Below are 12,651 nucleotides of genomic sequence, written 5' to 3'. Positions count from 1 at the left end.
GATTGGCCGACCGTTCAAACCAAACCGGGGACCACGAAAACCAGCCAGGCGATGACAGGGCCGATGATGGCGATAAGCGCGCTGTAGATCAGCAACGTCTTCAGCACGCCCTCGCGCTCTGCTTCCCGGGCATTGGCGACGACCAGCGCACCGTTGGTCGAAAACGGGCTGGTGTCGACGATGGTGGTGGAGATCGCGATCGCCGCCACCACACCTATGGCACTGATCTGTCCCTGCAGGAGGAAGGGCACGGCCAGTGGAATGATGGCTCCCAGCAATGCCGTGGACGAGGCGAATGCCGATACAATGGCGCCGGTGAAGCAGAGGAGGAGTGCAACCAGCAACGGCATGCCCAGGCTTGAAATGCCTTGGGCGACGTAGTCGATCGTGCCGATCTTCTCCATGACGCCGACATAGGTGATGATGCCGGCGATCAGGAGCACCGTCGACCAGCTGACCTTGTCGATCGCTGCCTTTTGGGTCTTCGGCGAGAGGAGCGCGAGCGCGACCGCGACAGTGATCGCCACCAGGCCGACATTGAACTTGAAGACAAGTGCGCCGACCGCGAGCGCGGTTAGGCCGACTAATGTCGTCAGCCTTTCCGTAGTCAGGCCGGAAAGCGCCGACACATTTTTTGTCTGCTCCTCAAAGACGTGATGGCTGATCGGAGTAGCCGGCGTGCCGCCGTGGCCGACGATTGACTGCGTGACGCCTTCAGGGTGGAGGTCAGGCAGCGGTCCCGACGCGACCGAATACTTACGCAGCACCTTCGAGCCGCCGAAGACGAAGAATACGAGGACGGCGATTGCCAGGTTGAAGAAGAAGCTGGAGAGAAACAGTGATGTCGGCGCGAACGGCAACCCCGCCTTTTCGACGATCTGGTTGGTGATGCCGCCATAGACGCTGATCGGCGAAAAGCCGCCCGCCTGTGCACCATGAATAACCATCAATCCCATCATGACCGGATTGATGCGGTACTGGAACGCAAAACCCAGCGCCACCGGGGCCAGGATGGCGACCGCCGCAGGTCCCAGCGCACCGAAGCCGGTGATGACGGCCGCGACCAGGAACATGACCCAGGGAATCCACGCCACATGTCCGCGCACCAGTTTGACCGCGCCCTCGACCAGCCAATCGATAGTACCGTTGATCTGGGCGATGGCGAACAGGTAGGTAATGCCTACCAGTGTCAGGAAGAGGTCGCTCGGGAAGCCAGCAAATATTTCCGCCGGCTTCATAGCCATGACGAGCGAGCCGACCAGAAAGGCGCATGCGAAGGCGAGTGCGCCCATATTGATCGGCTGCATGGTGGCGATCACGAACATGCCGACCAGCAGCGCGATCGACAGAATCTGGATGTTCATAGCTTCCTCCCTCGGGAAACGCCTTCAGGCGCCCGTTCTCATTTCCATCGGTGGTAGATCAGCCTGCTTTGGTCTCGCTCCCAAGCACCAACGCAGGGTCGTCAGCGCCTCCTAGAGCCGGATGATTTCAGGTCAAGTCGACCTGAAATCTGAATCCGGTTCTAAATCAAACAGATAGAGCATGATGTCGTCCGAAAACCGCTTCACACTTTTCGGCATCATGCTCTAGGAGGCTGGCATGTAAAGGTTGCTGAACCGGTCGCGCAGAAGGTTCTTCTGCACCTTTCCCATGGTGTTGCGCGGAAGGTCCTCGGCGAAGATCACCCGTTTCGGCTGCTTGTAGCGCGCGAGGCGGTCGCGCAGCGCGTTGAGCACCGCCTTTTCGTCCATTGTGGCACCGGGCTTGAGCACCACGATGGCCGTCACCCCCTCGCCGAAATCCGGATGTGCAATGCCGATGACCGCACTCTCGGCGACGCCGTCGAGTTGATCGATCTCACCCTCGACTTCCTTCGGGTAGATGTTGTAGCCGCCGGAGATCACCAGGTCCTTGTCGCGGCCGACGATGTGGAGATAGCCCGCCTCATCGATCTTGCCGAGGTCGCCGCTGATGAAATAGCCGTCCTTGGTGAACTCCGCCGCCGTCTTTTCAGGCATCCGCCAATAACCCCGGAAAACGTTCGGGCCCTTGATCTCGATCATGCCGGTTTTGCCTGGTTCGAGCGTCTCGCCGGTGGCCGGATCGGTGACCCTCACCGACACGCCCGGGAGTGGGAAACCTACTGTCCCTGCCCTTCGCTCGCCGTCATAGGGGTTTGAGGTGTTCATGTTGGTTTCGGTCATGCCGTAGCGTTCGAGAATGGCGTGACCGGTGCGCTGCTTGAATGCGGCGTGCGTTTCAGCGAGCAACGGCGCCGAGCCGGAGATGAACAGCCTGATGTTGGCGACCGTCTCCCGGTTCAGGCCCTCATGCTGCAGCAACCGGACATAGAAGGTCGGCACGCCCATCATCAGCGTCGCCCGCGGCATCAGAGAAAGGATTTCCTCCGGATCGAACTTTGGCAGCAGAAACATCGAGGCGCCGGCGATGAGTGTGACATTGGTCGCCACGAAGAGCCCATGCGTGTGAAAAATCGGCAGCGCGTGGATCAGCCGGTCGGCTGCCGTCACCTGCCAGCATTCGCGCAGTGCTATTGCATTGGACAAAAGGTTGTCGTGCGTCAGCATTGCGCCCTTGGAACGGCCGGTGGTTCCAGATGTGTACAGGATCGCGGCGAGATCGTCAGGCGCGCGCGCCGCGTCGAGAAAATCGTCAGACTCGTCCCGGGCCAACTCCATCAGCGACCCGGCGCCGTCCGCATCGAGCGTTTCGACAATCGCGCCGTAGCCGTGCGCGATCGTCTCGACATCGGTTCGCGACTTCGAGGAGACGATGACGACCCGCGGTTCGGCGTCACCGATAAAATAGTCGAGTTCAGCCAGCGTATAGGCGGTATTCAGCGGCAGATAGATCGCCCCGCAGCGCACGCATGCGAGATAGAGCATCAGAGCCTGCGGGCTCTTGTCCACCTGGACCGCGACGCGGTCGCCCGGGCGAACGCCGAGCACATCAATTGCGCTGGCGATCTGTCCGGAGAGCCGCAGCGCATCTGCATAGGTCCAACGCTGACCATCAATGGTCTCGATGAAAATCGACTCGCCTGACTTGGCGGATGCTCGCATGGCGTCGAACAGATGATTGCTCATTGAACTCCTCCCAATCTGCTTATTAGGTTTTCTGCACTTCGGTGCGGCGTCGACGAACCGGGGCCGCGATATCGGTGTCGGTCGAAGCGGTTGCCGCCAGTTTTCTCACCTCCGGCGAAGCAGCGATCTCGCCATGCTGCGCCAAGGCTTCGTGGTTCGCCTCGATGTCGTCCAACTTGTAAAAGTAGTTGACCATCAAGCCGTGGGACTGCCGCATCGCCTTGGCGGAGCGATCGGCGAGGAAGTTCAGCCGTTCAAGGCGAGCGCCGTTGCCCAAATGAAAACGCGCCACAGGATCGACCGGCCGTCTGCCGGTGGCCCGTTCCCTAATGAAATAGCGTGCTGCGAGCGGGAGAAGCACCGCTTCAACGAGCCGTGCCTTCTGCGGATTGTCCGCCCAGTTCGGATCGTCCAGCAGCTCGAGCGTCTTGAGGGCCTGATCATCGAGGCTCGCATCGGCCGCCTTGCGCAGTCTTGCCAGCCAGCCAGCGAAACCCGGAACCGGCGACAGCGTCACGAAGGTCTTCAAGCCAGGCAGGTCGCGGCGCAAATCCTCCACCACCTGCTTGATCAGAAAATTCCCGAAAGAGATGCCACGCAGTCCGTCCTGGCAGTTGGAGATAGAATAGAAGACAGCGGTGGTGGCGTCCTGGTCCGTGATCGGCGAACGGTTTACATCGAGCACATCAGCGATGGCAGAGGGAATCGCCCTGGTCAGCGCAACCTCGACGAAGATCAGCGGATCGTCTGCGAGACGCGGGTGGAAGAACGCAAAGCATCTGCGGTCGGCTGGAGCCAGCCTCCGCCGCAGTTCCTCCCAGCCGGCGATTTCATGCACCGCCTCGTATCTGATGATCTTCTCCAGGATGTCGGCTGGCGTGGACCAGTCGATCGGACGCAGGGTCAGAAAACCGCGGTTGAACCATGAGCCGAACAGGTGGGCGAAGTCAGCATCGACAGCGCGAAACGGTTCCGTCGCATCCTTCATGGCTAACAGGCGCTCTCGCATCTCCACCAGCCTTGCCGTGCCTTTGGGGGCCAGGTTCAGTCTGCGCACCAGTTCCTGGCGACGCGGCTCGGCGGCCTGGTGCAGTTCGATGACGGCGTCCGAGCTCCTGTCGCTGCGGTAGCGCTCGATGGCTTTGTCAAGCTTGGCGATGTCTGGGCCGAACTGTTCGTGAAGCATACGCACGAAGTCTTGCTGACCGGCCGCGTCCAGTTGAGCCCAGCGCTGAAGGACCTCGGCGGCCAATGCCATGCCCGAGGCCTCGCCCCGGCTCGACAACAACATGTCGCAGAGTGTTTCGATATTCGTCACGGCTTGGACCGGTTCGCTGCGCGCCCCTGCCGCAACCAGCCTGCGGCCGCGATCGGTAATGCTTTGCACCATATCGCTAAAGAACGAGATGCCTGCCATGTCGGAGTCCCTCCTGGCAAAAATATCGAAATCGGCGCAAGCAGACCCGCCGCGCGTCCTCGACGCGTGCCGGTGCTCGGATGCGTCCACCCATTTGTGTGCGACTTGCCTTTTGTGGTATTGTTATTAGACGTCCTTGTACGCAAAGTCAACATTCTTGCATACAAGACTTATCATGCTGCATTGGAAGGCCCAAAAAATGTCGGAGAATGTCGTTCAGCGCCTACGTGACGAGATTGAAAACGGCATAATCTCGAACGACTTCGCCCCCGGTGCACGACTGGACGAGGTGCAATTGGCAACACGCTTCGGCGTCTCGAGAACGCCGGTGCGCGAGGCGCTGATGCAGTTGAACGCAATCGGGCTGGTGGAGATCCGGCCGCGCCGGGGTGCCGTGGTGATCGATCCGGGACCGCACCGCATTTTCGAAATGTTCGAGGTGATGGCGGAACTTGAAGGCTTGGCCGGTTCGTTGGCCGCGAGACGGTTCACCGATGCCGATCGCACAACGATCCTGGCCGCGCATGCAGATTGCGAGCGTTCGTCTTCGGCCGGCGACAGCGACGCCTATTATTACGATAACGAACGCTTTCACAAAGCTATCTACACTGCCAGCCACAGCGGTTTTCTGGCCGAGCAGTGCGTCGCGCTGCATCGCCGTCTGCAGCCCTACAGGCGTCTCCAACTGCGCGTGCGCAACCGCGTTGCCACGTCGTTCGCTGAGCATGGCGCAATCGTGGAAGCAATCCTCGCAGGCGACGCGGAGCAGGCGCGCACGCTCCTGCGCCAGCATGTCAGCATCCAGGGCGAGCGTTTCAGCGATCTTGTAGCGACGATGGCGAGCAGATAGTCCGTCGCAAGTCGAGCCTCTCGCCTTTCACCGCCGCCTCAATGAAGCCTAGCCGCATGCCGAGGCCAGCATGGCAGCGGGCGTGCATCTGAGCAAGCGGGCGTTCCGATTATCGGAAATCCCGTGTAGCAGCCGCCTGCTACCAGCAAAGCAAATTTTGGCGCTATCTTGATATGAATGGCGAACTTCGCCGAGGCGCTGTAGGGTTCACCGCAAAAGAAGAATTGAGCCGGTAGAAACGGCGACGCGAAGCGAATCTGGGAGGATTCATGGTCGAGATTATCTCCAAGCGTGATGGCCCGCGGCGCGAGGACGCACAAGTCAAAAGACTGATCGAGCAGAACCGCTCGACCATCGTCCGCCTTGCCGACCAGATCAGCGGTGGCGGCTATTCAGCTTCGCGAAAGCCACGCCAGCAACCCAAGGCGGAAGGCCTGATCATCTATGTCGGTGGCGGCGCGGCAGCGGTGGCCGAGGCCAAGCCGTCCATCCAAGTCACCATGAACGGCCGCGTCATTTCGAAGGATCGGAATACAGGCCGTCAACTTCATCACCTCGGCGATATCCGCGACCGCGGCGGCGACCAGGTCTTCGTGCTGGCAACAAAGCAGAATGGCTTCTTCTCGCCGGTTGACGAAATCGTTGCCGAGGCGCTTGCCGACATGGACGGATCCCGCCTCGCTGCCACCTATACCGAAGAACAGCTTGCCTTCGACATCGGCGCGAAACTCGGCATCAACTGATCAGGCTAACGCCTGGGCGTGCTTCTTCACGTCCAGCTCGCGGCAGCCTACGAACGCGACAGCATACAGAAATGGCATACCTCAAAGGTTCTGTGATGACTGAATGAAACGCGAGATAGCCCCCAATCAGATGAAGATCGATGCCCTTCCGGCGCGTAGGTCGCTGGCCACCGGCCAAATGGCTCTGAGCAACATCGACTATGACGAGCGTGCCACCATGCGCGCCTGGGAAAGTTTCCTGGCTGACGAGCCCAAATGCGCCGGCGATCCAGTCCACCCAAGCCACGTCCGCTCCCTCATTCACGATTCCTGGTATCGCAGTGCCACCGGCGGCATCAACGCTCAAGGCATTGAAGCGCCGCTGAGCAGTGATCGCGACGCAATCGAATATCTTACCCGGGCCAATGCAGAACTGCTTTCGGCGGCGCGGCGGTCGTTCGCCTCGCTTGGCCAGTTACTGGACGGGACCGGCGCGATGCTGGTTCTGGCCGACAGCGACGGCGTGCTGATCGACGCCATCGGCGACAAGAAGACGCTGCATGACGGCATGGATATCCACCTCGCCATCGGCGGCAAATGGAACGAGGATGCCGTCGGGACGAACGGCATCGGTACGGCGCTGTGGACCGGCGAGCCGACTTTCGTGCATGCGGCCGAGCATTTCTGCGCCGGCATCAAATCCTGGACCTGCGCCGGCGCGCCGATTCGCGACCCGCTGGACGGCAAGATCATCGGTGTGGTCGACCTGTCAGGCTATTCGCCGATCTTCAGGCCGCACAACACCGCGCTCGTCGCCGCGACAGCCCGGCAGATCGAAAAGGCATTGGCCGAACAGCAGCAGGAACAGCGCACGCGCCTGCTCGAAGCTTTCATTTCATCGGCTCCCGGCTACCGCCGAAAGGACGGGCTGGTAATCGTCGACCACCGCGGTCGTGCCATCTTCTGCAACAATGTGCCTGATGGCGAGGCCACTGAGATGATGGACGGCCCGATGGAGCCAGGCCGTGGCCGCTGGCTGATGAACCTTCCGTCCTCCGGCTCCGAAGCCGACCTTGCCAGGGCGCTGCCGGCCCATCTGCGATCCTGCCATATCACCCCGCTCAAGCTCGATGGCGACCTCCGCGGCGCGGCGCTGGTGTTCCCGTCCGTGCCGGCAGTCTCCAGCGCGGCGGTGGTCCACCGGGAAGTGAACAAGCATCTTCAGGATGCTGTCGCCATGATCGTCGGCGAAAGCGAAGCGCTGCATGCCGCCATCGACGTCGCCTGCCGCGTCGCCCGGTCGAGCAGCGTAACATCGCTGTTGGTCGAAGGTGAAACAGGGGTCGGGAAAGAGCTGTTTGCGCGGCTTGTCCATGCCGGCAGCCGGCGCACGGCGAACGATCCGTTCATCGCCATGAATTGCGGGGCGATCACCAGGGACCTGTTCGGCAGCGAGTTGTTCGGCCATGTCGCCGGCGCCTTTACCGGCGCCTCGCGTGAAGGCAAACCGGGGGTTTTCGAGCTCGCCCATGGCGGCGTCCTCAGTCTCGACGAGATCGGCGAATTGCCGCTCGAGATCCAGCCGTTTCTGCTGCGTGTCCTGGAAGAGCGCGTGGTCAACCGCATTGGCGACAGCCGGGGCCGCCCGGTGGATGTGCGCCTGGTCGCCTCGACCAATCGCGATCTCAAGCACGAGATTGCCGCAGGCCGATTCCGCCGCGATCTCTACTATCGAATTGGCGCGGTTTCGATCACTGTTCCACCGCTGCGCGAGCGCGGCGAGGATGTGCTACTGCTGGTCGAACATTTCAACAGGCACATCGCCACCGCAGCGGGCGAGGACGCGCTGGAATTCTCGCGCGAAGCACTCGATGCCCTGCTCGCCTACGGTTGGCCGGGCAATGTACGCGAACTGAAGAACCTCATCGGGCGGCTGCATGTCCTGGCGCGCGGCCGCGACATCGGACTTTACGACCTTCCCGAGGAGATCACCGCGTCCGGCTCTGGATCGGAAGCCTGGTCGGACAGCAGTGCATCCGCGCATGAATTGGGCGGCACGCTCGTCGATGCCGAACGCCAGGCAATGAAGAACGCCTTGGCGGCGGAAGGCGGCAACCTCAGCCGAGTCGCGCTACGGCTCGGCATCTCCCGGCCAACGCTCTACCGCAAGCTCGACCAATATGGCATCCGCCGCGGTTTCCTCTAGGATCAGAGCCACCGGCACGAAAAAGCCCGCGGCATTCGCGCCACGGGGTTGGGAAAAGTCAATCACTGAAGCGGTAGCGGGGGTTAGATCAGCTCTTCACGACAGCAGATGTCACTTTCTCGGAAACGTAGCCGAGACTGTTGCCAATGATCAGCGAAATCACCACAGCTGCCGCGACCTTGCTGATGCCGCTTGGACCCTCGCCATAGGCGGCAGCGCCAAGCAGAAAAAGTGCCGCGGTCGTTGCGTAGCCATAGACCGCTGATGGAATGGCACTCAGCAATGGCAGCTTGGCAGCGAGAATCAGCACTACGATTGAAACGCCGACGCAAATGCCGGCCGTGAGAGCCGTGACACCAATAGACGTCAGTGCTATCAATGCGCCGGCAGCGCAGATCGCTCCCCAAAGGTTTGCAAGCGCCGAATTCTTGAACCCGGCTTCCTTGCCGCCACAGTGATAGAAACTCCCCCAGCCCACAAATACCGCCCAGATCAGCAGATAGGGGTTGCCGATCGTGATCGCTGCCCACGTTGCAATGCCGCCCATAATGCCGATGACGACGGCCAATCCTGTAATAAGATCCATAATTGTCCTCCCATTTTTCCAAACCGCGAAGCAAAGAACTCGTTTCAGGACCACGCTTCGCTGACGTCCCGATACGGAAAAGCCATGGCATCAGCCGCGGCGCCCAAGAACGGGACCGGCAAGCGAACCAAACGTCAGGCCCGCTCCCGACCAGACGCTTCAGGGCACGATGACGCCGCGGCCGGTGAACCGACGGTTCTTGAAATCGTCGAGCGCGGTGTTGATGCTGGCGAGGTTGTATTCGGTGTAGTGCATCTTCACCTTGCCGTCGGCGTTGAGCTCCATCAGTTCGACAAGCTCGGTGAAATTGCCGACCAGGCTGCCGCCGATGTTGATCTCCTCGATGACGAGATGGGCGGTCGGCACATTGATATTGCCGCCATAGCCGACGACGAACAGTTGCCCGCCCTTGCGCACCATCTTCCAGCAGATGTTCTCGACACCGAGTTCACCGACGAAATCGATGACGACATGGGCGCCGCCGCCGGTGATCTGGCTGACCTCCTCGACGATGTTCGGCCCACCATCGAGGACGAAGTCGGCGCCGAGATCTTTGGCCAGCACCTGTGCTGCCGGCTCGCGATCGACGGCGATGATGCGGCAGCCCGAGATCGCGTGCAGCGATTGCAGCGCGATGTGGCCGAGCCCGCCTATGCCGAGCAGCACACAATAGCTCCCTGGTCGCAGCAGTTTGGCGGCGCGCTTGGCGGCGCGATAAGCGGTGATGCCGGCGTCGGCAAGCGGCGCCACCTCGATCGGCGTGACGTTGGTGTTCAGCTTGATCAACGAACGCTCGCTGGTGATGAAATACTCCGCGAAGCCGCCATTCATGCCGAGGCCCGGAAATTGGCCGCTATCGCAGTACATGTCCTCGCCGTGCCGGCAGTTGAGGCAGATCCCGCACGAGCGGAAGGGATGGCAGATCACGGCGTCGCCGCGCTTGACCGACTTGACGCCGCTGCCAACTTCCTCGACCCAGCCAGCATTTTCGTGACCCATGATGTAGGGCAACAGCGTGCCTTCGGGATCCATGGTCGGCTTCCACACACCCTCGATGATGTGCAGGTCGGTGCGGCAAAGGCCGGCAGCACCGACCCGCACGATCACTTCGTCGGGGGCGGTGATTGTCGGCGCCTTGACCTCTTCGATCCTGAGCTGGACATTCATTTGCGGATCGTATTCGTACAGTCTGGCAGCTTTCATCGTCGTATCCTTTCAACGTCGAGATTTATTCGGATCGCTTTCGGATTGCTTAGGCGCGGCCGAGCTTTTCAGAGCCGCCGCCGCGAGCCGGTCCGGCCGTCGGGTCCTCGTCCTCGGCGAGATGGCCAATCAGCGTTTCAGTGGTCAGGATCAGCGTGGCCACCGAAGCCGCATTGGCGAGTGCTGTGTAGGTGACACGGACCGGATCGATGATCCCTGCCTCGAACATGTTCTGGTAGCTGCCGGCAGACGCGTTGTAGCCGTAGCCGCCGTTGATGCGCGTGACTTCCGCCACGACCGCTTCGGGATCGGCGCCGGCATTGACGGCTATGCGCCAGAGCGGCCGCGACAGCACCGATCGCACCAGGCGCACGCCTTCGGCGACATCGCCGTCGACATCTGCCGCCACCTTGTCGAGCAGCGGCGCGATCTGGGCAAGCGCCGAGCCACCTCCGGCGACCACGCCCTCTTCGGATGCGGCGCGCACCGCATTCAGCGAATCCTCGATGAGCTGAATGGTTCGCTTCTGCTCGACCGGCGTGACACCGCCGGCATAGAGAATCGCGGTGCCGCCAGAAAGCTTGGCCAGGCGTTCGCGCAGCTTGTCCTGATCGATATTCGGCGGCGAAGCTTCATATTGCCGCTGCACCTGAGCGCGGCGCGATGCGATTGCCGCATGGTCGCCGCCGCCGCGGATGATCGAGGTATAGGACGAACTGGTCTTCACCCGGTCAGCCGTTCCGAGATCGTCGGCCGTGATGTCCTCCAGCCGGCCGCCGAGGTCGCGCGCGATCACTTTGCCGCCGGTGATGATCGCCAGATCCTCCATCATCGCCTTGCGCCAATGACCATATTCCGGCGGATGGACGACGAGGTATTTCCCAGGCCCCTGCTTGCCCAGCAGAGTGACCACAACTTCCGGCGACATTTCCTCGGACACGATCAGCAGCGGCCGACCGGCCTCGTCGGCAATGCGACGAGCCGCATCCAGCGCCTCAGGCTCCTTGATCTTGAGATCGGTCATCAGGATGCAGGGTCGTTCGAGGACCGCCTCCATCTTCTCCTGATCAGTCACCATATGGTGCGAGAGATAGCCGCGTTCGAAGGACATGCCCTCGACCACATCGAGCGTGGTCTCGGTGGTGACGCTGAAGTCCGTGGTGATGACGCCCTCGGCTCCCACCCGCTGGTGGGCTTCCGTCACCAGTGCGCCAAGCTTGGCATCGGTCGCCGCGATGTTGGCGACCGAGGCGAGAATGCCGTTGCCCTTAGCCGGCTTGGCCGAAGCCTTGAGCGCCGCCACCACCGCTGTCACGGCAAGGTCGATGCCCTTGCACAGATCGACGGATTTCACGCCGCGTTCATTCGCCTCCACACCGCCCTGGATGAGAGCGTTGGCGAGCACGATGGCAGTCGTGGTACCGTCGCCGGCGACCTCGTTGGTTTGCATCGACACTTCGCGAACGACCTGCGCGCCCATGTTTTCGAAACGGTCGTGCAATTCGATCTCGGAGGCGATGCTGACACCGTCACGGGTCACCATCGGCGTGCCGATCGGCCGGTCGATCATGGCGTTCATGCCTTTGGGGCCGAGCGTCGGCTCGACGGCAGCGGCCAGCCGAAAGACGCCACGGGCGAGAGCGCGGCGGGCGTCGGAATTGTGAAGCATTATTTTGGGCATGATTCCTCCTTCCGCCTTACGGGCGGGTTGTTGGTTAGGGGCCTCGTGCGAGGGAGGCCGTGTTTTCGGCTCTGCTTCAGGCGGTCGGCGCGGCTCGTGCCGGCACGCGATCCATGATGAAATCGACCAGTGTCGGTTCGCCGTCGACCACATCCAGTTCCTTGTATCTGGTCTGCTTGAGTCCGCGGCAAAGCGCGCCGCTGAACTCCATGTTGATACGCACACTGCGCAGCTCGGCGAGATGCGCACTGAGTGCATGGGCCGGTATCGATTGCCCTTCCCATGTCACGAAGACAGGCTCATCCGCCCGGCGGTCGGGAAAGCGTTCAAGCAGAGCCGACCTGTACCTCGGCTTCTGTTTGGCCGCTTCGCCGGGTTCGAACCGCGCGACGTCGTACGCCGGCAGGTCCATGCCGAGGGTTTCCCGATCTGTCAGACCGTGCTGCCGGAGGCCACGCAAGACTGCTTCCTGGCGTCGCTTGAACGCCTTCATCGCAAACGTTTCCCGCAGACCTGCGAGATCGAGGTCGCCAGCAAGTTCACCAAAGATCTCGCCGAATGCCTTGCCAGCCTCTATGCCGCGATTTACCTCCTCCGCGAACATATGGTCGTGCAGCTTCACCCGATAGGCAGGCGACCACGAAAGCTGGTCGAGCGCTTTGCAGACGCCGTCCAGCATAAGGAAAGCGAAGTTGGGCGAGCACCAGTAGGTCGGCAGGCGAAAGTCGACCTGCACGCCGCCGTCGTCGTCGACTGCGGCGAGCTCGACGAAGCCCATCTCGGTGATCGATTCGTCGAGTTCCGGATCGTTGACCTCACCAAGGCGTCGCCGGAGCTCATTCTCGCGGCTACCGGAAAAGGCGGTTGCCATCGCTC

At 61.6% G+C, this 12,651-nt stretch carries 10 protein-coding genes; 3 read left to right on the top strand and 7 right to left on the bottom strand.

Going from position 1 to position 12,651, the window contains the following annotated elements:
- Nucleotides 1–14 precede the first annotated feature (14 nt).
- The 3 genes from AC0L18_RS20210 to AC0L18_RS20200 all read right to left on the bottom strand — a co-directional run bounded on the left by AC0L18_RS20210 (nucleotide 15) and on the right by AC0L18_RS20200 (nucleotide 4,527).
- Nucleotides 15–1,364, bottom strand: a complete 1,350-nt coding sequence (locus AC0L18_RS20210) for an SLC13 family permease (RefSeq protein ID WP_091589963.1) — start codon at nucleotides 1,362–1,364, stop codon at nucleotides 15–17.
- A gap of 225 nt (nucleotides 1,365–1,589) precedes the next feature.
- Entirely contained in the window at nucleotides 1,590–3,110 is a 1,521-nt protein-coding gene (locus tag AC0L18_RS20205) for a malonate--CoA ligase (protein ID WP_473493886.1), read from the bottom strand.
- Between the two features lie 22 nt (nucleotides 3,111–3,132).
- The gene (locus AC0L18_RS20200) at nucleotides 3,133–4,527 is read right to left on the bottom strand and encodes a malonyl-CoA decarboxylase (RefSeq protein ID WP_473493885.1); all 1,395 of its coding nucleotides are present in this window, start codon (nucleotides 4,525–4,527) and stop codon (nucleotides 3,133–3,135) included.
- Nucleotides 4,528–4,726: 199 nt separating this feature from the next.
- Between AC0L18_RS20200 and AC0L18_RS20195 the strand changes: the two genes are divergently transcribed.
- The 3 genes from AC0L18_RS20195 (at nucleotide 4,727) to AC0L18_RS20185 (ending at nucleotide 8,305) form a co-directional block, all read left to right on the top strand.
- The gene (locus tag AC0L18_RS20195) at nucleotides 4,727–5,377 is read left to right on the top strand and encodes a GntR family transcriptional regulator (protein WP_027156426.1); all 651 of its coding nucleotides are present in this window, start codon (nucleotides 4,727–4,729) and stop codon (nucleotides 5,375–5,377) included.
- Between the two features lie 269 nt (nucleotides 5,378–5,646).
- Nucleotides 5,647–6,120 carry a hypothetical protein gene (locus AC0L18_RS20190; RefSeq protein WP_473493884.1) on the top strand — a complete coding sequence of 158 codons (474 nt, stop codon included), beginning with the start codon at nucleotides 5,647–5,649 and terminating at the stop codon, nucleotides 6,118–6,120.
- 103 nt (nucleotides 6,121–6,223) lie between these two features.
- The gene (locus tag AC0L18_RS20185) at nucleotides 6,224–8,305 is read left to right on the top strand and encodes a sigma-54-dependent Fis family transcriptional regulator (protein ID WP_473493883.1); all 2,082 of its coding nucleotides are present in this window, start codon (nucleotides 6,224–6,226) and stop codon (nucleotides 8,303–8,305) included.
- 88 nt (nucleotides 8,306–8,393) lie between these two features.
- Here the strand turns inward: AC0L18_RS20185 and AC0L18_RS20180 are convergent, their stop codons facing one another.
- The 4 genes from AC0L18_RS20180 to AC0L18_RS20165 all read right to left on the bottom strand — a co-directional run bounded on the left by AC0L18_RS20180 (nucleotide 8,394) and on the right by AC0L18_RS20165 (nucleotide 12,646).
- Nucleotides 8,394–8,873 carry a DUF1097 domain-containing protein gene (locus tag AC0L18_RS20180; RefSeq protein ID WP_473493882.1) on the bottom strand — a complete coding sequence of 160 codons (480 nt, stop codon included), beginning with the start codon at nucleotides 8,871–8,873 and terminating at the stop codon, nucleotides 8,394–8,396.
- A gap of 177 nt (nucleotides 8,874–9,050) precedes the next feature.
- Entirely contained in the window at nucleotides 9,051–10,094 is a 1,044-nt protein-coding gene (locus tag AC0L18_RS20175; RefSeq protein ID WP_473493881.1) for an NAD(P)-dependent alcohol dehydrogenase, read from the bottom strand.
- A 49-nt stretch (nucleotides 10,095–10,143) separates the two neighbouring features.
- Complete coding sequence (gene groEL, locus AC0L18_RS20170) at nucleotides 10,144–11,775, bottom strand: chaperonin GroEL (RefSeq protein WP_473493880.1); 1,632 nt, start codon at nucleotides 11,773–11,775, stop codon at nucleotides 10,144–10,146.
- Nucleotides 11,776–11,851: 76 nt separating this feature from the next.
- Complete coding sequence (locus AC0L18_RS20165; RefSeq protein WP_473493879.1) at nucleotides 11,852–12,646, bottom strand: iron-sulfur cluster assembly protein; 795 nt, start codon at nucleotides 12,644–12,646, stop codon at nucleotides 11,852–11,854.
- Between the last annotated feature and the right edge of the window lie 5 nt (nucleotides 12,647–12,651).

The organism is Mesorhizobium sp. WSM4819 (assembly GCF_055811215.1).
The sequence above is the reverse complement of the archived record's forward strand: the minus strand, read 5'-3'. Positions and strand labels throughout refer to the sequence as shown.

Excerpts from the sequence above, each read along its gene's own strand:
- AC0L18_RS20210 (WP_091589963.1), bottom strand. The coding sequence starts at position 1,364 with ATGAACATCCAGATTCTGTCGATCGCGCTGCTGGTCGGCATGTTCGTG.
- AC0L18_RS20205 (WP_473493886.1), bottom strand. The coding sequence starts at position 3,110 with ATGAGCAATCATCTGTTCGACGCCATGCGAGCATCCGCCAAGTCAGGC.
- AC0L18_RS20200 (WP_473493885.1), bottom strand. The coding sequence starts at position 4,527 with ATGGCAGGCATCTCGTTCTTTAGCGATATGGTGCAAAGCATTACCGAT.
- AC0L18_RS20195 (WP_027156426.1), top strand. The coding sequence starts at position 4,727 with ATGTCGGAGAATGTCGTTCAGCGCCTACGTGACGAGATTGAAAACGGC.
- AC0L18_RS20190 (WP_473493884.1), top strand. The coding sequence starts at position 5,647 with ATGGTCGAGATTATCTCCAAGCGTGATGGCCCGCGGCGCGAGGACGCA.
- AC0L18_RS20185 (WP_473493883.1), top strand. The coding sequence starts at position 6,224 with ATGAAACGCGAGATAGCCCCCAATCAGATGAAGATCGATGCCCTTCCG.
- AC0L18_RS20175 (WP_473493881.1), bottom strand. The coding sequence starts at position 10,094 with ATGAAAGCTGCCAGACTGTACGAATACGATCCGCAAATGAATGTCCAG.
- groEL (WP_473493880.1), bottom strand. The coding sequence starts at position 11,775 with ATGCCCAAAATAATGCTTCACAATTCCGACGCCCGCCGCGCTCTCGCC.
- AC0L18_RS20165 (WP_473493879.1), bottom strand. The coding sequence starts at position 12,646 with ATGGCAACCGCCTTTTCCGGTAGCCGCGAGAATGAGCTCCGGCGACGC.